Origin of the sequence: Kribbella sp. NBC_00709 (genome assembly GCF_036226565.1) — a bacterium.
Taxonomy (GTDB): Bacteria; Actinomycetota; Actinomycetes; order Propionibacteriales; family Kribbellaceae; genus Kribbella.
Genome location: NZ_CP108996.1, coordinates 1521335 through 1545194 on the forward strand (window position 1 = coordinate 1521335; position 23860 = coordinate 1545194).

Below are 23860 nucleotides of genomic sequence, written 5' to 3' on the forward strand. Positions count from 1 at the left end.
AAGATTGGTGACCAATGTAGCAGGATCACAATCCCGACGGCAACGCGCGATCAGCTGAAGCCCAGCTCCTCACGCAGCGTCGCGAGCCGGTGCGACGAGTTGACCGTCCGCTCGACATCCGACGCCGCCACGCACTGCGCCAGTACGTCTGCCACCACTAGCGATGTCAGCAGCTCTGTCGTCAGCCCGGTCGGCGTCGTCGGCGCGAGCAGCGCAACGGTCACCTCACCAGCCATCTGACCGCCCACATCCTCGGTCACCAGAACAGTCGGTACGGCGGCCGCGCGACACTGCTCGATCAGGACCTCGACGTCCGTCGTCAACCGCGAGGGCGCGAACAGAACCACGACATCGCCGGACTCGATCCCGAGCAGATCGTCGGCCAGCCGGAACCCGCTCGACCCGATGTACCGCGACCGGTGCCCCATCCGCCCGAGCTTGAGATGCAGGTGCTCGGCCGCGGCGGTCTGCGCGCCGAAACCGTACGCAATCACCTGCTGTGCTTCGAGAAGCAGCCGTACGGCATGCTCGTACGACTCCCCCTCGAACGCCTGTCGCAGCTGGTCGATCCGCTCGCCGGTCTCGGTCAGAACGTGCCCCCAGACCTCGCTCACGTCGCTTCCGGCCGAGTCCATCCGCCGCCGCGTCCGTTGCTCGAGCCGGGCCCCGGCGAACGGCTCGGCCAGCTTGGCCTTCAACTCCGCGAGCCCGGAGTACCCCAGCGCCTGGATCGTCCGCACCACGGTCGCGTTACTGGTCTTCGTCTCGGCGCCGAGCTCCAGCGCGGACACGAAAACCAGCTGCTCGGCCGACCGCTCCGACAACGCCCGGCACACGGCGCGGGCGGCCGGCGAGAAACCTTCCCAGTGCTCCCGGATCCGCCGTCGCAACTCCCCGATCACGTCGGCGTACCGATCAGCCGATCCGTCACCAGCTGTAACGCGAGATCCAACCATGTAATGGATGATACGCGGAGCTCACTCCAACGCGGCGGCGAACGCTCCGAGGAAGTGGTCGACGTGCTCCGGTGTCCAGATCAGCGGCGGGCGGATCTTGAGCACTCCCCCGCCAGGTCCGGTGGTCCCGACCAGTACGCCGTACTCCCGGAGCCGCTCGGCGAACTCGACGGCGCCGGGCAGCTCGACCCCGACCATCAGGCCCTGCCCGCGGACCGCGCGATCGGGCACCAACCCCTGCAAACCCTTGCGCAGCAGGGCGCCGACCTCGCCGGAACGGCGGACCAGGTCGGACTCCTCGATCACGTCCAGCACGGTGAGGGCCGCGACGCAGGAGACCGGGTTGCCGCCGAAGGTGCTGAAGTACTCGTCGACCTTGGTGAACTCGGCCGCGATGTCATGGCGAGTGATCAGCGCGGCGACCGGATGACCGTTGCCCATCGGCTTGCCGAGGGTGACGAAGTCCGGCGTGAGGCCGAAGTCCTGGAAGCGCCAGAGGTTCTGTCCGCCCCGCCCGAAGCCGGCCTGCACCTCGTCCGCGAGGAACAATCCGCCGGCGCCGCGGACTGCGTCCTGCAGACCGCGCATGAAGTCGTCCCGCGGGGTCAGGATGCCCGCGCTGCTGAAGACGCTGTCGACCGCGAGCAACGCGACATCATGCCCGGCGCGTCGCAGCTCCTCGCGCGCGGCCTGCACGCGTTGCACCGCCGCGGTCGCGTCGTCGTCCGTACTGCGAGGCGCCTCGAAGACCGCGACGTGCGCCGGCCGGGCGGACGGTGGGTAGGTGTTCGTCGAGAAGGCCGCCGTGGCCTCGCTGACCCCGTGATACGACAGGTCGGCGGCGATCGCACCCCCGCGACCGGTCACCACCCGCGCCATCCGCCAGGCGAGATCGTTCACCTCACTGCCCGAGTTGGCGAACACGACTGTGTCGAGTCCGACCGGCATGGTGCCGATCAACCGCTCTGCCAGCTCGACCACGTTCGGGTGCAGGTAGCGCGAGTGGGTGTTGAGTACGGCGGCCTGCCGCGAGATCGCCTGCACGACCGCTGGATGCGCATGCCCGACCACCGGAACGTTGTTGTAGGCATCCAAGTACCGGCGCCCGTCCGCGGTGTGGATCCAGGCGCCCGCCGCCCGCACCACCTCCAACGGCTCCCGGTAGAAGAGCGGGGACAGGTCTCCGCCGAGCACTGCTTTCCTTCGCTCGAGCAAGTCGGGACCAGTAACAGAGGTGATCCGGGAGGTGCCGCACAGGCGGTGGAAGTGCTGGCTCAGGGCGGTGGGGTCGAGCGGCGCGAGCTCGTCGAGGATGTTCCAGCTACCCGCCACCAGGCTGGTCAGATACTCCTCGTTGTCGGGGTAGAGCGGTGCGCGCCAGGCCGAGATCAGGATGCTCGCGAGCGATCGCGCCACCACGAGCTCGCCGAGCACATCCACCTCGGCCGGGTCCAGCGGCAGGACCCGCTGGTAGGCGTCGAGGAATTGGCGAGCGTCCGCCCAGAGGTCCGTCGACTCGCGCAGTAGTGAGGTCAGGCTGATGGCGAGGTCGGCGACGCGGGCGGTGTGGTGCATGTCGCCGAAGTCGATCACGCCGGTGACGGCCGCGTCGTCGATCAGCACGTTGCTCAACGTCACGTCGCCGTGGAAGACCGAGGCCGGCAGCCCGCGGGTCGTGTTCTCGAGTCCTTCGAAGCGGTGGACGAGCGCGCGGAGTACGTCCCGGCGAGGCTCGTCGGGCACCTGGTCGACGTACCGTCCCAGGCTGCTCACGTGCCGCGGATCCCAGTCCAGTCGCCGGTACGCCGCGGGATGCCCGAAGCCCTGGAGAGCCCGAGCCAGCCGACCGCACACCGCACCGAACTGATCCGCGAACCATGCGGGCAGCTTGACCAGATCCGCGTCCTGACCGGACACCACGGAGAGAACGCGGACGAGGTGAGACCGGCCGTCGGCCGACAGCCAGGTGGTTGTCGGCCGGCCGTCGCCCGTCATCAGCAGCCGCGGGATCGGGAGCCCAGGATCGACCTCGGCCACGTGGCGCATCGCGGCGCACTCCATCGCGATCTGGCCGGCGTCGTCGCCCGAGTTCGAGACCTTGAGTACCAGGCGTTCGCCGTCCGCGCACTCGGCGAGGAAGTTGCGGTCGCGCTCGCTGCGCAGGTCCCTGAGCTTGGCGTCGACGCCGTACTCGGTCAGCAGGAGCTGTGTGGCGGTCGGGGCGTCGATGGTGGGTGGGTCGGCGACCATGCTGGGGGTCTGCTCCACGGCGGGCTCCTTCGGTCAGGGGACGCGGAACGTCAGCGGGGTCGCGTCCACGGCGTATTCGAAGCCGCCTTCCGCGGTACGTCGCAGCATGCGGTCATGCCCTGGATACACGACATCCGCGCAGGCGGCGACCCGGGCGACGGCCGCATCGGCCCGCGCCCGGTCATACGGCCGGCCGCCGGCCCGGCCCGCCCCGAGCACAGTCAGCGTCGGCACGGCGTCCGCCGCGAGCACCACGCGCAGGCCCGGCTCGGTGTGGATCAGTAGGCCGATCGAGCCTGGGGTGTGCCCAGGCAGGTCGAGGATGTGGACGCCGGGGAGGATCTCGTCGTCCTCGACGACCTCGTGGACGTTGAGGTCCGCAAGGATCGCCCGGGCCCAGCGGGGCGTGCCCAGGTCGCGGGCCGGTGGGTTCTCGAGGTTGCGGAGCTCCAGCGGATGGATCAGGACCTCGGCCGACGGGAAGAGGTCGGCGTTCTGGACGTGGTCCCAGTGGCCGTGTGAGATCACCAGCTTCTCGATGTCGCCAGGTGTCACGCCGTACGCCGACAACCCCTCCAGCAGGTACCGTCGCCGCCCGGCGTGGCCCGTGTCGAAGAGCGCCAGGCGCCCGGCGCTCTCCACCAGCAAGACAGAGCAGAACGCCGGATTGCCCTGCGACGACGTGAGTAAATGGCCGGACAGGATCTGTGTCACCGCTGGCATGCAACGTCCTCGGGAGTGGAGCAGCAGCGCCCCGCGGACTTGAGCACGTACACGCGGGGCGCTGCTGGATCAGGGGAGGGTGAGTGGTCCGGCGTCGATCAGCAGGGACGGTACGACGACGCTCTCCATGAACGTCTGGTCACACCGCTCCCGCACCGCGCCGACGCCGATGACCGCGTTCATCACGTCCTCCATCCGGAACGTGAACCGCATCTGCGGGTGCCAGCCGACGATCTTCCCGTCCTCGGCCCAGTACGTCGCATCGCGCGTCGTACCGGTCACCAGCGTCTCCTTCGGATGCAGGACCCGCAGATAGTCGAGCCGGTTCACCACCAGCCCGCTACCGCACTCGGCCAGCAGCTCGTCCTCCGTCGACTCACCCGCCTCGAGCAGCAGATGCGACGGCACCGGATCCCCACCGAAACGCCACCCATCGGGTACGGCGTGACCGGTCGGCACCCCGCCGGTCAGGCCGGCGCGCCGCTGATCGGACACGACGCCGACCAGCACGCCGTTCTCGAGCAGCGGGGTCCTGCGCCGGACGTTGCCCTCGGCATCGAATCCGCTCGGCAGACCGTCCGGATCGCAACCGTCGTCGACCAGCGTGATCAGTTCGCTTGCCACCTTCTCGCCGAGCCGGCCAGAGACCGCGGACCGACCGGTCGCGTAGGCGTTCGCGCCGAGGACCGCGTAACCGTAGGTGGCGATCAGCGCGTTGGCCGCCTGGGGCTTCAGGAGCACCCGGCACGTCCCGTGGTGTGCTTCCACCTGCGGGAGCGGGCGGAGTGCCTCCCGGAGTCGATCGGGGATCTCCGAAACCGGGATCTGGTCGGCGTCACGGTGCATGATCCGCACGCTGGCGGACTTCCCGTCCTGCTTGGCGATGGCCTGGATCGATGCCTTCGTCAACGTCTCGGCGCGGAACAGTCCGGTCGAGTCCGCGACGACGCGATCGAGTACGTCGTACCGGATCGCGCCGCCGAGCATGGCGGCGGAGTCGAGGCCGTCGCGCACGGTCTTGAACCACTGGTGGCGGACGGCCGGGTCCGACTCGAGGACCGACGAAGCGGCAGGGATATCTGGGGTAGCCGCGGAGTGATCGGCAGCCGGTGCGGCTTCCGAGGTGCCGGGAGGGAGCTCACCCAGAGCAGCCTGCAGGCGGTCGGCCAGCGCCCGGACGGCAACCGGGTCGAGCGTCTCCAGGGAGCCGGCGACCGAGCGGCCGTTGCGGTTGATGCGGGCCCGGACGCGCAGCCGCCGTTCGCTGTGCTGCGCGGTGATCTCGGACTCGGCGTACCGGAGCAGGTCCGCGTTCTCGCCGAGGATGTCGAGCCGCGTGCCCGCACCGAGGATCGCCAGCGCCTGCTCGACGTCGGACTGGTTGATGCTCATCGTCCCACCTGCACATTCCGGAAGCGGCCGGGCACGGTCCCGTGGCCGACATGGGCCACTTGCAGCGGTTCACCCTTGTTGCACGACGGGACGCCGTGCACCCTCCACTCGGACGGTCCACCGAGCGCGTCGAGACTCCCCCAGAAGGTCGGGGTGTCGCTCTGGTACGTACAGTTCTTCAGCATCCGGCCGACCTTGCCGTCCTTGATCTCCCAGCCGATCTCGGTCTGGAACCGGAAGTTCATCCGCTGGTCGTCGATCGAGAAGCCGCGGTTGATGTCGACCAGGATGCCGCGCTTGGTGCCGTCGATCATCTCCGCGAGCGAGGACTCCCCCGGCTCCAGGCAGATGTTCGTCATCCGCACCAGCGGCAGCCGCTGCCAGCCGTCGGCGCGGGCCTGACCCGTCGACTCCAGCCCGAGCGCACCGGCGTACTCGCGGCTCGACATGTAGCCGAGGAAGATGCCGTCCTTCACCAGTTGGGTGCGCTGCGACGGCGTGCCCTCGTCGTCGTACTTGAAGGATCCGAGCGCGCCCGGGATCGTCGCGTCGGCGTACGCCGAGACGATCGGCGTACCCCACCGGAAGTTGCCGCGGCGCTCCGGGGTCGCGTACGTCCCGCCGGCCAGGCTGGCCTCGGTCCCGAGCGCCCGGTCCGCCTCCATCGGGTGGCCGGCGCACTCGTGCAGCACCATCGCCAATTGGTTGCTGCCAGCAACCAGCGTGGTGACCTCGTCCGGGCACTGCGGGGCCGACAGCAGCTCTACCGCCTCGGCCGCGACCCGGGCCGCGTTCTCCACCAGGCCGAGCGACAGCACGTGCTCGAAGCCGGCGGTCGCGAAGTCACCGCGCTGCCCGCGGATCTGCCGCGGTACGCCTTGCGGGAACGACCGGCGCTGGACGTCGTTCCCGTCGCCGGCGTTGACCATCAGGCCGCCGCCGCTCTCGGTCAGCGTCTGCTCGATCAGCGCGCCCTCGGTGTTCGCGAACACCTTCTCGTCGCGGTAGAAGTCCATCGACGCCTCGATCTGCTGGACCAGCGGACCGGCCGTCGCCGCCTCCTTCACGGTGGCGGCCAGCAGGTCGAGCTTGGTCGACAGCGGCACGGTGAACGGGTCGACGTCCATCGGCGACGACCAGGTGTCGCGGGTGGTGACCGGCGTCCCGAGGACGACGTGGCCGCCGCCTCCGGTCGCGCGGGCCTGGCCGACCGCCTGGGCGACGACCGCGTCGAGGCCCTGCGGGTCGAGCCGGTGGGTCGCCGCGAAGCCCCACTGGCCGTCGATCAGCACCCGCAGGCCGAGGCCGAGGGAGTCGTCGTAGTTCACCTCGCCCGGACCGTCGAGTTCGACGAGCACCTGCTCGTGGGTACGCCGGATCACCCGGATGTCGCCGTACTTGACGTCCGGCGGCAGTAGCCCGAGCACGATTTCGGCGGTGTCACGCATCTGGAACCTCCGCATGGTGGGGATGAGCGCCTCACCAGCACTGTAGCATTCACTACGAGATTTAGTGAAGACGTCATCTCCACTACAGAGCCGGTGAGGCGGCACTCATCGCCGTTTCGGGCGGACGTCGATCGCCAGGCTGATGCTGAACGCGACGATGATCAGCACGCCGCCGAACACCGTCAGCACGGTGTCGCTGAATGCTCCGGAGAGCATGGCCGCCAGCAAGATCGCCAGCGACAGCACGACGGCGACCGCGATCTTCCAGTCGTCACCGATGATGAAGTCGTACCAGAACGCCCCGAAGGACTTGAGGAACTTCATTTCTGCACCTCCACAGGAACCGCCGCCGCCGGGACAGCCGGCTTGCGCAGCGCGGTGACGAAGATCCGGCTGAGCAGGAACCAGGCCGCCACCAGGGCCAGGATCATCAGGTCGTGACCCGGCCAGCCGAGGCTCTCCCGGCCGTCGCGGAAGATGCCGATGCCCTCGACCGCCCAGTACGTCCCGAACGACGCGAGCAGCAGGCCCACGCCGTACTTCAACAGGTTCTCGTTGATCATCGACAGCGGTCGCCGGAGCGCGATCGCGATACCGAGCACGATCACCACCGCCGCGGCCGCGCCGACGCCGGCCGCCGGGATGTTGTTCGCGTTCAGGCCGAAGGTGAGCACGATGAACACCACCTCCATGCCCTCCAGGAACACACCCTTGAACGACACCATGAAGGCGAACATGTCCAGGCCCTGCTTGGCCTCGCCGGCCGCCTTGGCCGCCTCCACCTCCTCGCGGTAGATCGCGTCCTCGTCGTGGACCGCCTTGCGGCCCGACGAGCGCAGGATCGCCTTCCGCAACCACTGCAGCCCGAAGATCAGCAGCAGGCCGCCGATCGCGAGCTGTAGTGCCGACTCCGGGAGCCAGGTCGCCAGGGCGTACCCGGCGGCCAGCGTCACCACCGCGAGTACGCCGAGTGCCGCGAAGGTTCCGGTCAGCGCCGATCGCCAGCTCCGGGTGTACCCCATTGCCATCACGATCGTGGTCGCTTCGACCATCTCCACGAAGCACGCGACGAACGTCGCGATGATCAACGCCGAAGTTGCCGCGTCCATCACTCACATCCTCACGTCTGGATGAAACATATGCTGCACGTAACGATAGTTACGTTGTTCTAGACGTGTCAACAGGACGGGATCCGGCGAAAGCCTCGCAAAACGAGGACAGGCCGAAGCACCCGAGACGATCAGGGAGTCGTCTCGGGTGCCTCGGCCTGGGAGGGTGCCCGGAAAAGTTCTAGGCCAGAGCGGCCGCCAGGGTCTTACTGGAAATGTTGCCACCACACGACACCACCGCGACGCGTTTCCCGGCGAGTTCGGCCCGCCGTTCACGCACCGCGGCGAACGCCATCGCGGCCGAACCCTCGATCAGCTGGTGCTCGGTGTCGATCACCATCCGCAGTCCGGCACTGATCGCGTCCTCGCTCACCAGCACCCACTCGTCGACGAGCTCCCGGCACAGGTCGAACGTGATACTCCCCGGCTCGACGCTGCCCGCCGTACCGTCCGACAGCGTCGACTGGGCGTCGACCAGGACGATCTCGCCGGCCCGCACCGACGCCGCCATCGCGTCGTCGCGCACCGGCGAGGCGCCGTACACGCGGATCTCCGGCAGGTGCTTCTTGAGCACCGACGCGATCCCGCTGATCAATCCGCCACCACCGACCGCGACCACGACCGCGTCGAGCGGTTCGCCGGCCAACTGCTCGAGGATCTCCACCGCGACCGTGCCTTGGCCCGCCACCACATCCGGGTCGTTGTACGGCGGAACATAGGTCAGGTCGTGCTCCGCGGCGTACGCGCGGGCCTTCGGCTCGAGCACGCCAGAATCGTTGCCCTCGGCCCGAATCTCGAGGCCGAACCGGCGAAGTGCGGCCACCTTGCTGGGCGACGCGTTCTCCGGCAGGTACACGATGCCGTGCCCACCGAGCGTCGCCAGCGCGTTGCCGACACCGAGACCGTGGTTCCCGGTCGACGCGGTCACCACGCCGGCCGCTCGCTGCTCGTCGGTGAGCGTGAGGATCTTCGCCATCGAACCGCGCGCCTTGAACGAGCCGGTGCGCTGCAGGTGCTCGCTCTTCACCAGCACGTGGGCGCCGACCTCGTCGCTGAACGCGTCGTACCGGACGAACGGCGTCGGCGGCAGATGCTCGCGCAGCCTCGGTGCGACCGCCTCGGACCGCTCGGCGATCTCCGCGGGACTCAACGTCATGCAGTACTCCTATCCGGTGGCCACGGACAGCTGCGCCCGGAGACCGGCGCGCAGCGGGATACACATCGGTTTACCACTCACGGGATGCGGCACCACCTTCGACTCCACCCCGAACACGTCGCGGATGATGTCGCAGGTGAACACCTCCTCCGGCGGACCCTGGGTGACCAGCGCGCCGGACTTCATCACGAACACATGGTCGGCGTACTCCGCCGCCATGTTGAAGTCGTGCAGCACCATCGCGACCGTCTTGCCCTGCTCCTGGTTGAGCTGGTGCAGCAGGTCCAGCACCTCGAGCTGGTAGGCGACATCGAGGTACGTCGTGGGCTCGTCGAGCAGGATCAGATCGGTACCCTGCGCGAGGCACAGCGCGATCCAGACCCGCTGCCGCTGACCGCCGGACAGCTGATCGACGTGCTGGTGCCGGAGCTCCGCCGTCTGGGTCACCTTCAGTGCCCACTCGACCGCGTCCTTGTCCTCCGCGCTCGGCACCTTGAGCGATGTCCGGTGCGGATGCCGGCCGAACCAGACCAGGTCCTCGACCGAGATCGACTCCGGCGTGATCAGCACCTGCGGCAGGATCGCCAGCAGCCGCGCCACCTCCTTGGTGGGAGTGTCGTGGATCGACTTGCCGTCCAGGACCACCTGCCCCTTGGCCGGTGGCAGCAGCCGCGCGAGGGCGCGCAACGCCGTGCTCTTACCCGAACCGTTCGGTCCGATCAGCACGCTGACCTTCCCGTCCGGGATGGTCAACGTCAGGTTCTTGGCGATGACCGCGCGGTCGTACGCCAGTTCGACGCCTTCAGCCTGCAGTCGCATGGCGCTCTCCTACTTTCCGGTCTTCACGAGCAGGTACAGGAAGTACGGGCCCCCGACGACGGCTGTCACCAGACCGGCGGGGATCTCGAGCGGCGGGGCCAGCCCGCGCCCGAGCATGTCGGCGATCAGCATCAGCAGCACGCCGAAGAGGGCAGCGGCCGGGATCGACGCGAGGTGCTTGCCGCCGAACACGCGGCGGGCCATGTGCGGCGCGATCAGGCCGACGAAACCGATCGTTCCCGCCACCGCGACCGCCGCGGCGGCCAGAGCGACGGCGAAGAACAGCAACAGCCGCCGGGTCTTCTCGACCGGCTCACCGAGCCCGGCTGCGAGGTCGTCACCGAGACCGAGGACGTCGAGCTTGCGGCTCCACACCACGATCAACGGCACCAGCACCAGGACCCACGGCAGGATCTCCAGGACCGACGTCATCGACCGGCCGAACAGGCTGCCGGTCAACCAGATCAGCGCTGCACTCACGTCGAGCGGGTTGCGCACGAGCAGGAAGCGGATGCCCGCCTCGAACGCCGCACTGACCGCGATACCGACCAAGGCGATTCGGACCGGCGTCGCCCCTCGGCGGTACGCCAGCAGGTACACCAGCGCAGCCGCCAGCACACCACCGATGAAGGCAGCGGGTACGACGGCCACCGCGCTGACACCGGGGATCGCGAGCAGCAACAGCATGCCCGCGAAGCCGGCACCCTTGGTGACACCAATGATGTCCGGCGCCGCCAGCGGGTTCCGGATCACGCCTTGCATGACCGCCCCGGACACCGCGAGCGCCGTACCGACCAGCCAGCACAGCAGCACACGCGGCAGCTGGAACTGGACGACGATCTGCGAGGCCTGCGTCGAGGTGTCACCCACCAACGCCCGCAGGACATCGCCGAGCGACACCGCGGTCGCCCCCACCTTCAATCCGTAGAACGTCAGCAGCAGCGCGAGAACTCCGAGCGATCCCATCAGGATCCCCGGATGCCGCTTGGCCAGCGAGGTACGTCGTACGTGCTGGGCGACGACTGTGCTCACAGTCATGAGGTCACCTTCTGTCTGCGGGCGAGGTAGACGAAGATCGGTGCACCGATCAATGCGGTGACGACTCCGGCCGGTACTTCGAACGGCGGTTTCACGTACCGGGACACGATGTCGGCGTACAGGACCAGCACGCCGCCGCCGATCGCACACAACGGCAGCAGGACCACATAGCTGGAGCCGACCAGCCGGCGGGTGATGTGTGGAACGATCAATCCGATGAAGGCGACCGGTCCGGCCACGGACACCGCCGCACCACAGAGCACGACCACCAGCGCCGACCCGATCAGCCGCGTGCGTTCGACGTTCTGACCGAGGCCGCGGGCCATGTCCTCGCCGAGGGCGAGCAGATTCAGCGGCCGGGCCATCGCGAACGATCCGACCAGGCCGATCACCAGCCAGGGCAGCAGGTTGCCGATGTCCCGCCAGGTGGCGTTGTTGACACCGCCGACCAGCCAGAACATCACGCTGTCGGTCGAGTTCTCGTCGAAGATGATCAGCACCTGGGTCAGCGAGATCAGCAACGTGCTCGCGGTGACACCGGCCAGCGCGAGCCGGACCGGACTCACCCGGCCACGTCCCGAACCGGCCAGCATCATCACCGTCACACCGGCCGCCGCGGCACCGCCGAAAGCCAGCAGGATCGTCGGCGCACCGGCCAGACCGGGCACCACCGTCACGGCGAGTACGACGACCAGCACGGCGCCGGCGTTGACGCCCATGATCTCCGGCGCGGCCAGCGGATTCGCGGCGACGCCCTGCATCAGCGCGCCCGCGACCGCCAGCCCGGCGCCGACGCAGAGCGCCAGCACCACCCGCGGCAGCCGGATCGAGTGCACGATCAGCTCGTCCGTCGTCCGCGCGTGGAAGATTGCCCGCGGCAACGTACTGAGATCGATGTGCTGGCTGCCGATCGACAGGCTCCACGCGGCACCGGCGACGAGCAGCACCGTCATCGCCGCCGCCACCCAGGTGACCCGCTGCCGGTTGGTGGTGACGCGGGGACGCCGGTGCGCGGCGTCCCCGTCGTCGGGCCGGGACAGAGTGTCCGTTGTGAGGGACATTTTACTTCCCGTAAAGGTTCTGGATCGCCTGCTGTGCAACGATCTCCGAGGCGAGCAGCCCGCGGGACCGCGACCAGATGTTCTGGTCGACCTTGTACGCGGCGCTCTTCTGGACGGCCGGGACTTCCTTCCACAGCGGGCTCTTCTCCCACTGGTCGGCCAGGGTCTTGCCGTTCTGCCCGGCGATGAACATCACGTCCGGCTTGGTCGCGACGAGCGTCTCCAGTGTCATCGACACCGACGCGTCGCCGGAGTTGTCGGCCAGCGGCGACTTGATCCCGAGCAGCGCGAGGACGCCCGGTGTGTAGGACTTCGGCGGGAAGCCGGTGAAGCCCTGGTCGGAGGAGACCGCGAACAGCGCCGTACGGCTCTCACCGGACGGGACCTTGGCCTTGAGATCGTTCATGGTCTTCTCGTGCTCGGCCAGCCGGGTCTTCATCTGGTCGCACTTGTTCAGCGCGATCGCGGTCGACATCTCGCCGTCCATGACCTGCTGGTAGTTGCCGTTGAGGCTGGCGTAGGCGATCGTCGGCGCGATCTTCGACAGCTGCGCGTAGATACCCTTGTGCCGGCCGGTGTCGGCCAGGATCAGGTCCGGCTTCAGCGCGGTGATCACCTGGATGTTCGGCGTCGCCCGGAGCCCGACCGACTTGTAGGCGCCGATCTTCTCCTTCAGCTGCGGGATGATCCGCTCCGGCTTGTCGTCGTCGGCGATCCCGACCGGCGACATGCCGACCGAGGCCAGCGCGTCGACGAACGAGTACTCCAGCGCGACCACGCGCTTCGGGTCACCGGTCACCGTGGTGGTACCGAGATCGTGCTTGACCGTGCGGGTCGCCTTGCCGCACTGGTCCAGGTTGACGTCCGAGCTGACGCCCTGGGCGGCCGCTGCGCGGTCCGCGTTCGGGGCCGCGTTGGTGGATGCGGAACCGGCCGAGCCGCCGCAGCCGGCCAGGGCGACCGCGGCTGCGGTCAGGGCGAGCGCGGCGATCGAGCGCCGTACTTTCGTGGCGGAGAACAACATGGCGTTCGCTCCTCGAGTCGAAGCTGCCTTGCAGGGGTTGGAGTGTGGATCACCTGGCAGCCACGAGAACGTGCTCGGGGCCAGGGACGTTCGGACGGTCCTCGGGACCGGGACCGTCGTACAGGTTCCAGGGCGCCTGCTGGTAGCTGTTCGCACAAGGCAGGCCAGGAGTGAGCCGATACGCGCCGGTGGTCAGATCGACCAGGCTGGACACGATCGTGGAGTAGCGGTCGAGCTCGTGCCGGCGCGGGTCGACGTGCTGGCAGACGGCGTTCGGGTGGCCGAAGTGGTCGCTCATCGTGGTCTGCACGATGCTGTGGACCGCTTCCTCGGTGGTTCCGTCGGTACGGGCCCGGGACAGGCCTTCCTCGACGCGGGGCGTCCGGAAGAGCGAGTCCACCGAGAACGGCTTGTAGGTACGGTCGATCTGGGCCGGCACGAACGACTGGAAATGGTTGCCGTGCACCAGCAACCCGTCGGTCGGGTACATCCAGCCGTGCCGGCCGGGCGTGGTTTCGACGTCGATGGCGAAACCGTCGCGATGGGTGAGCAGCAGATTGCTGGACAGGCTCTGCCGGACGCCGAAGAGCGCGTCCAGCGCGTCGTGCATGTCCCAGCTCTCCAGTACCTTCCGGCGGACGAACGTCCCCGGAACCCCCAGTCCGGTACCGAAGCCGGCGCCGAGACCGTTGGCGTTCAACGCGATCCCGGCGGAGTTGGCGCCGTGCCGGCCGACCTGGCCGGCCTCGACGTGACAGATGATCGTGGGCTTGCCGGGCTGGGCGATCCGCAGTACGACGACCGTGCCGGCGACCGCGTCCCACAGGTCCCAGTTCTGGCCGGCCCAGACGTGCCCGAGCGCGTTGCCCTGCTGGAGCATCGCGAACGACGTACAGCCCTCGTCGGTCTCGGTGTCGCGGTCCGCGCTGAACGGATTGCCCTTGGTGAGCTCACCGCGGCTGTTCAGGGCGAGGATCTCCTCGAACTCGCGGCCCGCACCGTCGGCGATGCCGCGCAGCTCGTCGACGATCTCCGGCAGGTACCCCTCGATCACCGGCACCCAGGCGGGTGCCCGGTCGAGGATCTCCGGCCAGCTCAGGCCGCTGTTCCGGGTCATCGACTCGGCGTAGAACGCGAGCGAGGCCGCGATCGGCTCGCGGGCCGCCTCGCCGTACTGCCGGCCACGCTCGCGGGCGTCGGTCGCCGTGAGGTCGATGGTGAGGAGATCGGTCACGAAAGTCTCCGGAGGGATTGTCGTTGTGTTTGCTACGAATATTCACCTGACGGTAGTGACTGCTACAGTTGCTGTCAACGAGTCGGCAGATCGTTTACCTGTCGGTGATCTGGGTCAGCCCGGATGAAATGATCGGTAGGTGCCGGTCAGTTGTGTTGCGAGGCGAAGGAGCCCGTCGTGAGTGTTGCGGAATCCAAACCGCCCACCCTCCAGGAGCGGGTCGCCGCCCGGATCGGGACGCTCACCGCGACCGAGCGCCGGGTGGCGGAGTACCTGTCGGCGCATCCGCAGGAGGCGGCCTTCTCGTCCGCCGAGGAGCTCGGCCGCGCCACCGGCACCAGTGACGCGAGCGTCGTCCGGACCGCCAAGGCCCTCGGCTTCGACGGCCTGCCCGGGCTGAAGCGTTCGCTGCAGGGGCATCTGCAGAGTCTGCTGACGCCTGCGAACCGGCTCAGCGCCAGTCTGGAGACCGCCGGCGACGACCCGGCGGCAGTGCTCACGGCGACCCTGCGGGATCACGTCGAGCGGTTGTCCCAGGCGGAGAACTCGATCGACACCGCCGCGTTCGGGCGGGCGGTCGAGCTGATCATCGGCGCCCGGGAGACGGTGATCTGTGGATTCGCCGGTCTGGAGGGCGTCGCGGAGTACATCGCCACCCACCTGACCCGGATCGGGCACCCGGCCCGGGCCGCGTCCGACACCGGCTACCGGCTCGCCGACCGGCTGCTGCTGCTGTCCGACCAGGACGTGGTGATCGCGATGGGCCACAACCGGATCAACCGGGAGACCCGGGTGATCCTGGATCACTGCGCAGCGATCGGTACGCCGGTGATCCTGCTGACCGACACGCTCGGCGAGGCGCTGCGCGACGAGGTCGAGGTGGTGCTGTCCGCACCGATGAGCCGGCCCGGCACGTTCACCAGTCAGGCGACCGTCCTGATCCTGCTCGAGGCGCTGACGATCGCGGTCGCGGCCCAGAACCGGGAGCAGGCGCTCGGCTACGCCGACCGGATGAACCAGCTCCGGGAGGAACTCAACGGGTACTCGCTCGCGGACGAAGGGTTGCTGACACTGCCCAAGGCCAAGCGCACGCCGCGCCGCCAGGGCTGACACTGCATCGAGCGCAGGGTCAGACGGTCCCCTCGGTCCGTTCGTACACATCGGCCTCGAACTCCTCCAGCAGCCGCTCACAGTCGGCCACCTTGGCTCTCGCCAACTCTTTGCCGTCGGCATCCATCCAGTCGCGGTCCTCCACCTTGGCGAGCCAGCGGCGGAGCTTCTCCAGGTCCTGGCGAATCTCCTCGGCCTCTTCGAAGGTGTAGTTCTCGCGGAACCGCTCGAACTCGATCTCCTTGACGAACTTGGTCTCGCACTCCTCGACGATCTCGGCGTACTCCTTGGCCGACTGACCACGGAAGCCCTCGACGAACTGCTCGCGGGCGTCGTCGTCCACATCGGTCAGCGTCAGGAACACACTCGAACCGCCCAACTCGGTGACCCGCTCGCGGACCTTCTCCATCCCGGCCCGCAGGTCGTCGCGGTCCGGTAGGACGCATACGGCCTGCTGCACGTAGAACCCACCCAGGCGCTTGAGGTCCCGCCACACCGCCACCCTGGCCCGGGACGACTCGCTGGGCACCTTGTAGATGAGCAGCAGCCAGCTCTCGGGTTTCTTGGCCTTGGTACGTCGGGTCGCCATGCCGGACAGGTTATCCGTTGACACGGGACCGCAGTCCGTCGACGAGGTACGGCATCACCTCCTGCCAGTCCGCGACCAGACCGACGTCACAGTGCGCGAAGATCTCCGCGGCCGGGTCGGTGTTGATCGCTACGACGGTCCCGGCCCGGCTCGCGCCGGCCAGGTGGTTCAGGTTGCCGGACAGCCCGACGGCCAGGTACACGCGCGGGGCGACGCTGCGGCCGGTGATGCCGATCTGCCGTCCGTGCGGCAGCCAGCCCTGGTCGGTCACCTTGCGGGTGGCGGCGAACTCCGCGTTGAGCAGAGCGCGGACGGGCTCCAGTTCGCCGTACTTGTCCGGTGGGACGCCGCGGCCGACACCGATGACGACCTCGGCGCGGTCGAGCGCGTCGCCGTCGTCTCCGGTACGTCGCTCTGTGCGGGTGATCGCGGCGTCGGGCTCGACGTGGAGGATGTGCTCGGTCAGCGGACGGTCCGCGCGCGGGGTCGGGAGCGGCAGCAGACCGGTCCGCAGGGTGGCGATCTGTGGGGTGCCGTGGCTGACGATCTCCGCCAGGGTGCCGCCGCCGGACGGCTTCAGTCCGCTCAGCCGCCCGTCCTTGGTGGACAGGCTGACGAGGTCGGACATCAGACCCGCGTGGGACGTGACCGCCAGCCGGGCGAGCACCTCCCGATCCCATGGCAACGCGGCCCCCAGGACAGCCCAGGGCTGCCGCTCCCCCATCCACTCCGCCAGCGCTCGAGCCACCGACCGCGGTTCATCCCCATCAAGCGCGACGACCGAGTCAGCACCCCAACGGGCAAGGTCCTGATCGCCTGAGACCGACCTGATGGCTGTGACGGATCCACCCAGGTCAGCGGCCAGCGCAGCCGCTGCACCGAGGAGGGCACGAATTCCCTCGACGGGACCTGGTCCGACCAGGGCAACCACCTCCGCGTCGGCTCGCTGCCCTGCGGGCCGCTCGTTGGAGGATGGACGGAGTGCGGGGCCTGCCCCGCCGTTCTCCCCGCCGGTCACGGGCGCTTCGAAGCATCCGCGGGTGATCAGTTCGGCGATCGCTCTGTCGGCCTGGATCTGGGGTTGGCCGCGGAAGATGACCGGGTTTCGGGTGAGGGGTGCCGGGTGGACCTTTGCGACTTTGGTGGGGCTGCCGGGCAGGCCCCAGGTGTGCGCGGGGAGGTCGGCGGTGGTGACCTGGCGGACCGTTTCGGGGGCCGGCCAGGTGTCGGCGGGGGCTTTGGCGGGGTCGCACGAGCGTTCGGCGACTGCTACCACCGCGGGGAGGTCGATGGTGACCGATTCTGTCCCGGTGTCGTACTGCACGGTGGTTCGGAGCCGGCCGTCGACCGGCTCGAGTGCCAGGACGGGACCGGTGAACGGCAAGCCCAGGAGTTCGGCGAGCATCGCCCCGACGGCACCGGTGCTGCCGTCGACCGAGCTGTTGCCGACCAGGATCAGATCCGGTGGGTCGTCGAGCAATCCGATCGTGGCCGCCAGCGCGCGAGCGGTCACCAGACAGTCCGAGCCGGCCAGCGCGGGATCCGACAACTGCACAGCATCGTCGACACCCCACGCCAGCGCTTCCCGCAGTACGTCGACAGCGGCCGGCGGACCCATCGTGATCGCCGTACTGCGACCACCTGTCTCGCGCGCCAGCCGCGCCGCCTGCGCCACGGCCCGTCGGCACCACGGGTTCATCTCGGCGACCGAACCGGCCCGTTCGAGCCGGCCGTCGGCGTCGAGACGGCCGCTGTGGTCGCCTTTGGGCACCTGCTTCACCAGGGCCGTGACTACGAGGTTCATGACAATCCAGTTCCTACTGCCAGACCGATAGCGAAGGTGACGGCGGCCGAGATGCTGCCGAGGAGGAGTTGCCGGCCACCGCCGTACCAGAACGGCCGGGCGGTGATCTTGCCGACGATGCCGCCGGTGATCACCAGGCCGAGCGCGCTGAGCAGCAACGCCGGCAGCACCGAGGCGGCCCCGAAGATGAACGGGAGCAGGGGAATCAGCGCACCGATCGCGAAGGCCACGAACGACGAGCCGGCCGCTACCCACGGCGACGGAAGATCGTTGGGGTCGACGCCGAGCTCTTCGCGGACATGGGTGTCGAGCGCGACCGCCGGGTTGGCCGTCAGCTCGCGCGCAACCTCGGCGGCGAGCTCCGGACGCAGGCCCTTGGCCTCGTACATCATCGCGAGCTCGCGCTCTTCCTCTTCCGGGTGGATCTCGAGCTCGCGCTTCTCGACCGCGATCTCGGCCTGCATCAGCTCGGTCTGGGACGAGACCGAGGTGAACTCGCCGGACGCCATCGAGCAGGCGCCGGCGACCAGGCCGGCCAGCCCGGTGACGATGACGACCTTGCCGGTCGCACCGCCGCCGACCACACCGGCGACCAGGGCGAAGTTCGAGACCAGGCCGTCCATCACGCCGAACGTCGCCGGCCGCAGCCAGCCACCGGTCACGTCGCGATGCGAGTGGTGAAGCTCGGGTGTTTCGGTTTCCGCAACATCCGCGGTCATGGGGAACATTCCTTCCGCAAGGGTAGGTGAGCCTTCCCGCACTGAGGTTTGCGTAACCTCAGTTAATATGCATCACCTGTTACATCAGTCTATTCGTTACTTCTCGTTGGCTGCAACGGCACCTCGGTCCGCGGCCGACAGGTGCTGCACGGTCACCCCGGTGGCGGTCATCGTGCGGGTCACCGCCCGGCCGCCGTAGACCCAGTAGATGACCAGCTCGTCCCTGCCACGGTTGATGAACTGATGCGGTACGCCGGCCGGCACCCAGGTCGCGTCGCCCGCCTCCAGGTCGACCCGCTCGCCGTCGATCACCGCGGTCGCCTGTCCCGCGAACACCAGCACCGACTCCTCCACGTTGTGCGAGTGCATCGGGATTTCGGTGCCGACGGCAAAGGTTGTGGTCCCGGTGGTGATCCGGTTCGCGTCGATGTTCCAGGCGCCGACGTACGGGACCGTGCGGACGCCGCTGCCGCGGTCGAACACCTCGGTTTCATCCGGCCGGATCACCAGCCGGGGCGCGGGTTCCGGCGACCACACGGTCTTGACGTTCATGAACTCGCGCATCCCGTAGGCGCCAAGCTCACGGCCGTACCCGGACTGCTTGATCCCACCGAACGGCAAGCGGGGATCCGACGCCACCATCGCGTTGACGAACACCGCGCCCGCGTCGATCCGCCGTACCAGGTCTGCCGAGCGCTCAGGGGACGTCCAGAGTGATGCGCCGAGCCCGAACTCGGTCTGGTTCGCCAGCCGGATCGCCTCGTCGGCATCACGGGCCCGGACGACCGCCGCAACCGGACCGAACGTCTCCTCGTCGAACGCCGCCATCCCCGGCAGCACGTGGTCGAGAACGGTCGGCAGGTAGTAGAACCCCGGCCCGGTCGGAGCGCCGCCGCAGACGAGGGTGGCCCCGGCTTTGACGGTACGGCGTACCTGGTCGTGCAACGTGTCGCGCAGACCGTCGCGCGCCAGCGGGCCGAGGGTCGTCTCGCGCTGCAGCGGATCGCCGACGACGAGCTTGTCGACCTCGATCGCGAAGAGCTCGACGAACTCGTCGGCGACGGACTCCTCGACGATCAGCCGCTTCGCGTTCACGCAACTCTGGCCGGTGTTGAGGAACCGCGCCTTCACCGCGGTCCGCGCGGCCGCTTCGAGGTCGGCGTCGGCGAGGACGATGAACGGGTCGGACCCACCGAGCTCGAGGACCTGTTTCTTCAACGCCTGACCGGCCTGGGTCGCGATGATCCGGCCGACCTCGGTGGAACCGGTGAACGTCACCGCGGCGATCCGGTGGTCGGTGATCAGCCCGGCGACCTGCTCGGTCTCGACCAGGGCGACCCCGATCAGACCGCTCGGCATCCCGGCGTCGGCGAGGACGGACTCGATCGCGAGCGCGCTCTGCGGCACGGTGTTCGCGTGCTTGAGGACCGCGCCGTTGCCGGCCGCCAGTGCGGGGGCGGCGAAGCGGAAGAACTGCCAGAACGGGAAGTTCCACGGCATCACGGCCAGCACGACGCCGAGTGGTTCGACCTCGATCCTGCCCTCCGCGGTGACCTGCTCGGCAGCGAGGAAACCTTCAGCGTTCACCGCGTAGTACTCGCAGGTGGTCGCGCACTTCTCGATCTCGGCCTCGGCCTCGGTGATCGGCTTGCCCATCTCGGCGCTGATCAGGTGCGCGAGGTCGTCCTTGCGGGTGCGCAGCGTGTCCGCGATCGACTGCAGTAACGCGGTGCGTTCGCCGATGGACGTCAGCCGCCAGTTGCTCTGGGCAAACAGTGCGGCGCTGAGCAGGCGGTCGACGCGTTCTTCGTCGTACGGCTCGAAGCTCGCGAGCTGCTCGCCGGTGGCGGGATTGATCGAGGCGATCACAGGGGCTGCCCTTCGGTGAGACGGTGCAGGACATAGGGAAGTACGCCGCCGTGCTGGTAGTAGTCGTGCTCGCGGGGCGTATCGAGGCGGACGCGGAGCCGGTACGTGCGGCCGGCGGAACGGGCGGTGGCGAAGCCGTCGTCGTGCAGGTCGATGTCGATCGGGTCCCCGCCGGTCAGGTCGTCACCTTCACCGGGGAGGAACTCGAGCGGGAGCATGCCGAGGCCGACGAGGTTGGAGCGGTGGATCCGCTCGAAGGACTGCGCGAGAACGGCGCGAACACCGAGCAGGGCGGGGCCTTTCGCCGCCCAGTCGCGCGACGAGCCGGTTCCGTATTCCTTGCCTGCGACAACGACGATCGGTACGCCGGCTGCGCGGTAGGCCATCGCGGCGTCGTAGATCGAGGTGACGGCGCCGTCGGGTCCACGTGTCAGCGGCCCTTCGGCGTCGACGAGTTGGTTGCGCAGGCGAACGTTGCCGAAGGCACCGCGGATCATCACCTCGTGGTTGCCGCGGCGGGACGCGTAGGTGTTGAGCTCGGTCACGCCGAGGTCCCTCAGGTAGCGACCGGCGACGCTGTCGCGCGGGATCGCGCCGGCAGGTGAGAGGTGGTCGGTCGTCACGGAGTCGCCGAGGCGTACGAGAGCGCAGGCGCCGGTCAGATCGCCGGTGCGCTTGGTGAAGTAGTCCGGTTGCTGGAGGTACGTCGAGTTGCCCCAGGCAAAGGTCTCGCCCTGCGGTGCATCGAGGTCCTGCCAGCGCTCGTCACCGAGGAACAGGTCGTCGTACGCGTGCTCGAACAGCTCGGGGTCGAGGACGTCCCGCAGTACCGCGTCGATCTCGGCAGGCTGGGGCCAGATGTCGCGCAGGTACACGTCACCGGACAACGGCTCGGTGAGTGGGTCGATGTCGATCCGCCCGGCCAGCGCGTACGCGATCACCAACGGCGGCGATGCCAGGTAGTTGAGCTTGACGTCGGACTGGATCCGGCCTTCGAAGTTCCGGTTCCCCGACAGCACGGCGGCGACCGTCAGATCCTGCTCGCGCACTGCCTGCGCGACGTCGTCGATCAGCTCCCCTGACGCCCCGATACACGTCATGCACCCGAACCCGGTCAGATGAAACCCGAGCTTCTCCAGGTACGGCGTCAGCCCGGCCGCATCCAGATACTCCATCACCACCCGAGACCCAGGCGACAACGTCGTCTTCACCCAAGGCCTGCTGACCAACCCGCGCTCCACAGCCTTCTTGGCAAGAAGCCCGGCCGCCACCATCACCGCCGGGTTGGAGGTATTCGTACAAGACGTAATAGCCGCCACAACCACAGCCCCATGCCCAACCCCGTCAGAGCTGGTGAACGGGCCTGCGGGGAGTTCGGACTCGGCGGCTTGCTTGGCGTCCGTCAGGGGGATGCGCTGGTTCGGGCGGCGAGGGCCGGCGATCGATGGGACGACGGAGGAGAGGTCCAGTTCGACGTGTTCGTCGTACAGGAGTTCTGCGGAGGGGTCGTGCCAGAGGCCCTGTTCCTTCGCATAGGACTCGACCAGGGCGACCTTCGCCGCGGGGCGGTTGGTGAAGGTGAGGTAGGCGAGGGTTTGGTGGTCGATCGGGAAGTACGCCGCGGTGGAGCCGAACTCGGGGCTCATGTTGGCGATCGTGGCCCGGTCGGGCACCGGGAGATCGGCAAGCGCCGGACCGGTGAACTCGACGAGTTTGCCGACGACACCGTGCGCGCGCAGGGTCTCGGTGATGGTGAGGACGAGGTCCGTGGCGGTGGTGCCGGCCGGCAGCGTCCCCGTCAGGGACACACCGACGACCGGCGGCAGGACCATCGAGACCGACTGGCCGAGCATCGCGGCCTCGGCCTCGATGCCGCCGATGCCCCAGCCGAGTACGCCGAGACCGTTCACCATCGTGGTGTGCGAGTCCGTCCCGAGACACAGGTCCGGGAACACCCATCCGTCCCGCTCCTCGACGACCCGCGCCAGGTGCTCCAGGTTGATCTGGTGCATGATCCCGGCCCCGGGCGGCACGACCTTCAACTGCCGGAACGTCTGCTGCCCCCAGCGCAGGAAGCGGTACCGCTCGGCGTTCCGCTCGTACTCGCGGACCACGTTCAGCCGCAGCGCGTCCGGACGGCCGAACACATCCGCGATCACCGAATGGTCGACCACCAGCTCGGCCGGGATCACCGGATCCACCAGCGCCGGATCCTTGCCCAGTGCAACCATCGCGTCGCGCATCGCCGCGAGGTCGACCAGCACGGGTACGCCGTTCGTGTCGTGCAGGAACACCCGCGACGGGTACACCTCCAGCTCGCCCGTGACGCCCGGCTCCCAGTTCCGCAGTACCTCGCTCGCCGTACCGTGCCGGAGTGCGTTCTCCAGCAGGATCCGCAGCGTCCGCGGAAGGTGATCCGGTGCGATGCCCGCCAGCCGCTGGATCATGTCAACTCACCGATAACGGCCTCGGCGAACGCCGAAGTACTGGCGGTGCCGCCGAGGTCGGCGGTGCGCGTACCACCGGCGACGGCTGCCCGGAGTGCCTGGTCGACGAGTTTGGCGGTCTCGGTGACGCCCAGCCAGTCCAGCAGCATCGCGCCGGACGCGATCATCGCCGTCGGGTTGGCGAGTCCGCGTCCCGCGATGTCCGGCGCCGAACCGTGCGCGGCCTGCGCCATCGCCCGGTCGTGCGACGCGTTGATCGACGGCGCGATACCGAGCGACCCGGCCAGCTCGCCGGTCAGGTCGGAGAGGATGTCGCCGAACATGTTCTCGGTCACGAGTACGTCGAAGTCCGCCCCGTGCCGGACCAGATGCACAGTCATCGCGTCGATGTGGAAGTCGTCGACCCGCAACTGCGGGTAGTCGGCCGCGACCTCCCGGCAGATCTCCAGAAAGAACCCGGTCGTGGTCCGCAGCACGTTGGCCTTGTGCACGATCGTCAGGTGCCGGCTCCGGCGCAATGCGAGCTCACACGCCTGCCGCGCGATCCGCTCGATCGCCGGCCGGGTGAAGATCCCCATCGCGATCGCCACGTCCTTGGTCGGCATGTACTCGCCAGTGCCGCGGTAGGTGCTGCGATCGGCGTAGAAGCCCTCGGTGTTCTCCCGCACCACGACCAGGTCGAGCCCAGGCACGAGTGCCGGCGTCCCCTCGAACGCGCGCGCCGGCCTGATGTTCGCGAACAGGTCGAAGTGCTTGCGGAGGAATCCGCTCGGGTTCAGCCGGGCGCGATGCTCGGCCGGGTACGACGCGCTGTCGTGCGGACCGAGCAGCCAGCCATCGAGCTTGTCCAGCGTCTCGACCGTGACGTCGGGCAGCGCACTGCCGTGCGTCTCGATCGCGGTCGCGCCGACCGGCAGCGAAACCCACTCGACCGGATCGGCGCCGGTCGCGGCCAGCGCCGCGTCGAGCACCTGAACCGCAGCCGGAACGATCTCCGGCCCGATGCCGTCGCCGTCGAGGACTCCCAGTCGATACGCCATGCCCAGGAGTGTGAGTCGTTATAACGACTCACGTCAAGTGTTCCGCGAGAACCGTCTCGTGCCTTGATATGC

Annotated in this window: 20 protein-coding genes; 1 reads left to right on the forward strand and 19 read right to left on the reverse strand. The window is 68.6% G+C overall.

Features of this window, described 5'->3' with window-relative positions:
* Positions 1–50: 50 nt before the first annotated feature.
* The 13 genes from OHA18_RS07415 to OHA18_RS07475 form a co-directional block, all read right to left on the reverse strand.
* Positions 51–956 carry a MurR/RpiR family transcriptional regulator gene (locus tag OHA18_RS07415; protein WP_329003040.1) on the reverse strand — a complete coding sequence of 302 codons (906 nt, stop codon included), beginning with the start codon at positions 954–956 and terminating at the stop codon, positions 51–53.
* A 21-nt stretch (positions 957–977) separates the two neighbouring features.
* Positions 978–3224 carry an aminotransferase class III-fold pyridoxal phosphate-dependent enzyme gene (locus OHA18_RS07420; protein ID WP_329003042.1) on the reverse strand — a complete coding sequence of 749 codons (2247 nt, stop codon included), beginning with the start codon at positions 3222–3224 and terminating at the stop codon, positions 978–980.
* 15 nt (positions 3225–3239) lie between these two features.
* Complete coding sequence (locus OHA18_RS07425; RefSeq protein WP_329003043.1) at positions 3240–3929, reverse strand: MBL fold metallo-hydrolase; 690 nt, start codon at positions 3927–3929, stop codon at positions 3240–3242.
* A gap of 69 nt (positions 3930–3998) precedes the next feature.
* A complete protein-coding gene (locus tag OHA18_RS07430) occupies positions 3999–5321 on the reverse strand; it encodes a metallopeptidase TldD-related protein (protein WP_329003044.1) in 1323 nt (440 codons plus the stop codon).
* Positions 5318–6769: a TldD/PmbA family protein gene (locus OHA18_RS07435; RefSeq protein WP_329003045.1), complete on the reverse strand. Its 1452-nt coding sequence runs from the start codon at positions 6767–6769 to the stop codon at positions 5318–5320. Before OHA18_RS07435 ends, OHA18_RS07430 begins: the two co-directional genes overlap by 4 nt.
* Before the next feature lie 105 nt (positions 6770–6874).
* On the reverse strand, positions 6875–7093 hold the full coding sequence (locus OHA18_RS07440) for a hypothetical protein (protein WP_329003046.1): 219 nt from the start codon (positions 7091–7093) through the stop codon (positions 6875–6877).
* Complete coding sequence (locus OHA18_RS07445; protein ID WP_329003047.1) at positions 7090–7878, reverse strand: COG4280 domain-containing protein; 789 nt, start codon at positions 7876–7878, stop codon at positions 7090–7092. Before OHA18_RS07445 ends, OHA18_RS07440 begins: the two co-directional genes overlap by 4 nt.
* Before the next feature lie 181 nt (positions 7879–8059).
* The gene (locus OHA18_RS07450; RefSeq protein ID WP_329003049.1) at positions 8060–9034 is read right to left on the reverse strand and encodes a pyridoxal-phosphate dependent enzyme; all 975 of its coding nucleotides are present in this window, start codon (positions 9032–9034) and stop codon (positions 8060–8062) included.
* 9 nt (positions 9035–9043) lie between these two features.
* Positions 9044–9853, reverse strand: a complete 810-nt coding sequence (locus OHA18_RS07455) for an ABC transporter ATP-binding protein (protein ID WP_329003050.1) — start codon at positions 9851–9853, stop codon at positions 9044–9046.
* Between the two features lie 9 nt (positions 9854–9862).
* Positions 9863–10891 carry a FecCD family ABC transporter permease gene (locus OHA18_RS07460; protein ID WP_329003051.1) on the reverse strand — a complete coding sequence of 343 codons (1029 nt, stop codon included), beginning with the start codon at positions 10889–10891 and terminating at the stop codon, positions 9863–9865.
* Positions 10888–11952, reverse strand: a complete 1065-nt coding sequence (locus tag OHA18_RS07465) for a FecCD family ABC transporter permease (protein ID WP_329003052.1) — start codon at positions 11950–11952, stop codon at positions 10888–10890. The genes OHA18_RS07460 and OHA18_RS07465 overlap by 4 nt, the downstream gene beginning before the upstream one ends.
* A gap of 1 nt (position 11953) precedes the next feature.
* On the reverse strand, positions 11954–12976 hold the full coding sequence (locus tag OHA18_RS07470; RefSeq protein ID WP_329003053.1) for an ABC transporter substrate-binding protein: 1023 nt from the start codon (positions 12974–12976) through the stop codon (positions 11954–11956).
* A 49-nt stretch (positions 12977–13025) separates the two neighbouring features.
* On the reverse strand, positions 13026–14210 hold the full coding sequence (locus OHA18_RS07475) for a C45 family peptidase (protein ID WP_329003054.1): 1185 nt from the start codon (positions 14208–14210) through the stop codon (positions 13026–13028).
* Between the two features lie 177 nt (positions 14211–14387).
* Between OHA18_RS07475 and OHA18_RS07480 the strand changes: the two genes are divergently transcribed.
* Positions 14388–15320, forward strand: a complete 933-nt coding sequence (locus OHA18_RS07480) for a MurR/RpiR family transcriptional regulator (RefSeq protein WP_329003055.1) — start codon at positions 14388–14390, stop codon at positions 15318–15320.
* A 19-nt stretch (positions 15321–15339) separates the two neighbouring features.
* On the opposite strand, the gene OHA18_RS07485 is transcribed toward OHA18_RS07480, so the two are convergent.
* From OHA18_RS07485 to OHA18_RS07510, 6 genes are all read right to left on the reverse strand, one after another.
* Positions 15340–15909 (reverse strand): Chromate resistance protein ChrB, encoded by a 570-nt coding sequence (locus OHA18_RS07485; protein ID WP_329003056.1) that lies wholly within the window; start codon positions 15907–15909, stop codon positions 15340–15342.
* A gap of 10 nt (positions 15910–15919) precedes the next feature.
* Positions 15920–17713 (reverse strand): FAD-binding protein, encoded by a 1794-nt coding sequence (locus OHA18_RS07490; RefSeq protein WP_329003057.1) that lies wholly within the window; start codon positions 17711–17713, stop codon positions 15920–15922.
* Positions 17710–18432, reverse strand: a complete 723-nt coding sequence (locus tag OHA18_RS07495; RefSeq protein WP_329003058.1) for a VIT1/CCC1 transporter family protein — start codon at positions 18430–18432, stop codon at positions 17710–17712. The genes OHA18_RS07490 and OHA18_RS07495 overlap by 4 nt, the downstream gene beginning before the upstream one ends.
* Before the next feature lie 96 nt (positions 18433–18528).
* The gene (locus tag OHA18_RS07500; RefSeq protein WP_329003059.1) at positions 18529–20301 is read right to left on the reverse strand and encodes an aldehyde dehydrogenase family protein; all 1773 of its coding nucleotides are present in this window, start codon (positions 20299–20301) and stop codon (positions 18529–18531) included.
* Positions 20298–22748, reverse strand: a complete 2451-nt coding sequence (gene acnA, locus OHA18_RS07505; protein ID WP_329003060.1) for an aconitate hydratase AcnA — start codon at positions 22746–22748, stop codon at positions 20298–20300. The genes OHA18_RS07500 and acnA overlap by 4 nt, the downstream gene beginning before the upstream one ends.
* A complete protein-coding gene (locus OHA18_RS07510; RefSeq protein ID WP_329003061.1) occupies positions 22745–23788 on the reverse strand; it encodes an isocitrate/isopropylmalate dehydrogenase family protein in 1044 nt (347 codons plus the stop codon). Before OHA18_RS07510 ends, acnA begins: the two co-directional genes overlap by 4 nt.
* Positions 23789–23860 lie beyond the last annotated feature (72 nt).

Bases quoted from the DNA above. Each gene is read 5' to 3' on its own strand.
- OHA18_RS07430 (WP_329003044.1), bottom strand. From the start codon at position 5,321: ATGAGCATCAACCAGTCCGACGTCGAGCAGGCGCTGGCGATCCTCGGT.
- acnA (WP_329003060.1), bottom strand. From the start codon at position 22,748: ATGATCCAGCGGCTGGCGGGCATCGCACCGGATCACCTTCCGCGGACG.
- OHA18_RS07440 (WP_329003046.1), bottom strand. From the start codon at position 7,093: ATGAAGTTCCTCAAGTCCTTCGGGGCGTTCTGGTACGACTTCATCATC.
- OHA18_RS07465 (WP_329003052.1), bottom strand. From the start codon at position 11,952: ATGTCCCTCACAACGGACACTCTGTCCCGGCCCGACGACGGGGACGCC.
- OHA18_RS07450 (WP_329003049.1), bottom strand. From the start codon at position 9,034: ATGACGTTGAGTCCCGCGGAGATCGCCGAGCGGTCCGAGGCGGTCGCA.
- OHA18_RS07445 (WP_329003047.1), bottom strand. From the start codon at position 7,878: ATGGACGCGGCAACTTCGGCGTTGATCATCGCGACGTTCGTCGCGTGC.
- OHA18_RS07435 (WP_329003045.1), bottom strand. From the start codon at position 6,769: ATGCGTGACACCGCCGAAATCGTGCTCGGGCTACTGCCGCCGGACGTC.
- OHA18_RS07495 (WP_329003058.1), bottom strand. From the start codon at position 18,432: ATGACCGCGGATGTTGCGGAAACCGAAACACCCGAGCTTCACCACTCG.
- OHA18_RS07490 (WP_329003057.1), bottom strand. From the start codon at position 17,713: ATGAACCTCGTAGTCACGGCCCTGGTGAAGCAGGTGCCCAAAGGCGAC.
- OHA18_RS07425 (WP_329003043.1), bottom strand. From the start codon at position 3,929: ATGCCAGCGGTGACACAGATCCTGTCCGGCCATTTACTCACGTCGTCG.
- OHA18_RS07485 (WP_329003056.1), bottom strand. From the start codon at position 15,909: ATGGCGACCCGACGTACCAAGGCCAAGAAACCCGAGAGCTGGCTGCTG.
- OHA18_RS07455 (WP_329003050.1), bottom strand. From the start codon at position 9,853: ATGCGACTGCAGGCTGAAGGCGTCGAACTGGCGTACGACCGCGCGGTC.
- OHA18_RS07510 (WP_329003061.1), bottom strand. From the start codon at position 23,788: ATGGCGTATCGACTGGGAGTCCTCGACGGCGACGGCATCGGGCCGGAG.
- OHA18_RS07460 (WP_329003051.1), bottom strand. From the start codon at position 10,891: ATGACTGTGAGCACAGTCGTCGCCCAGCACGTACGACGTACCTCGCTG.
- OHA18_RS07470 (WP_329003053.1), bottom strand. From the start codon at position 12,976: ATGTTGTTCTCCGCCACGAAAGTACGGCGCTCGATCGCCGCGCTCGCC.
- OHA18_RS07415 (WP_329003040.1), bottom strand. From the start codon at position 956: ATGGTTGGATCTCGCGTTACAGCTGGTGACGGATCGGCTGATCGGTAC.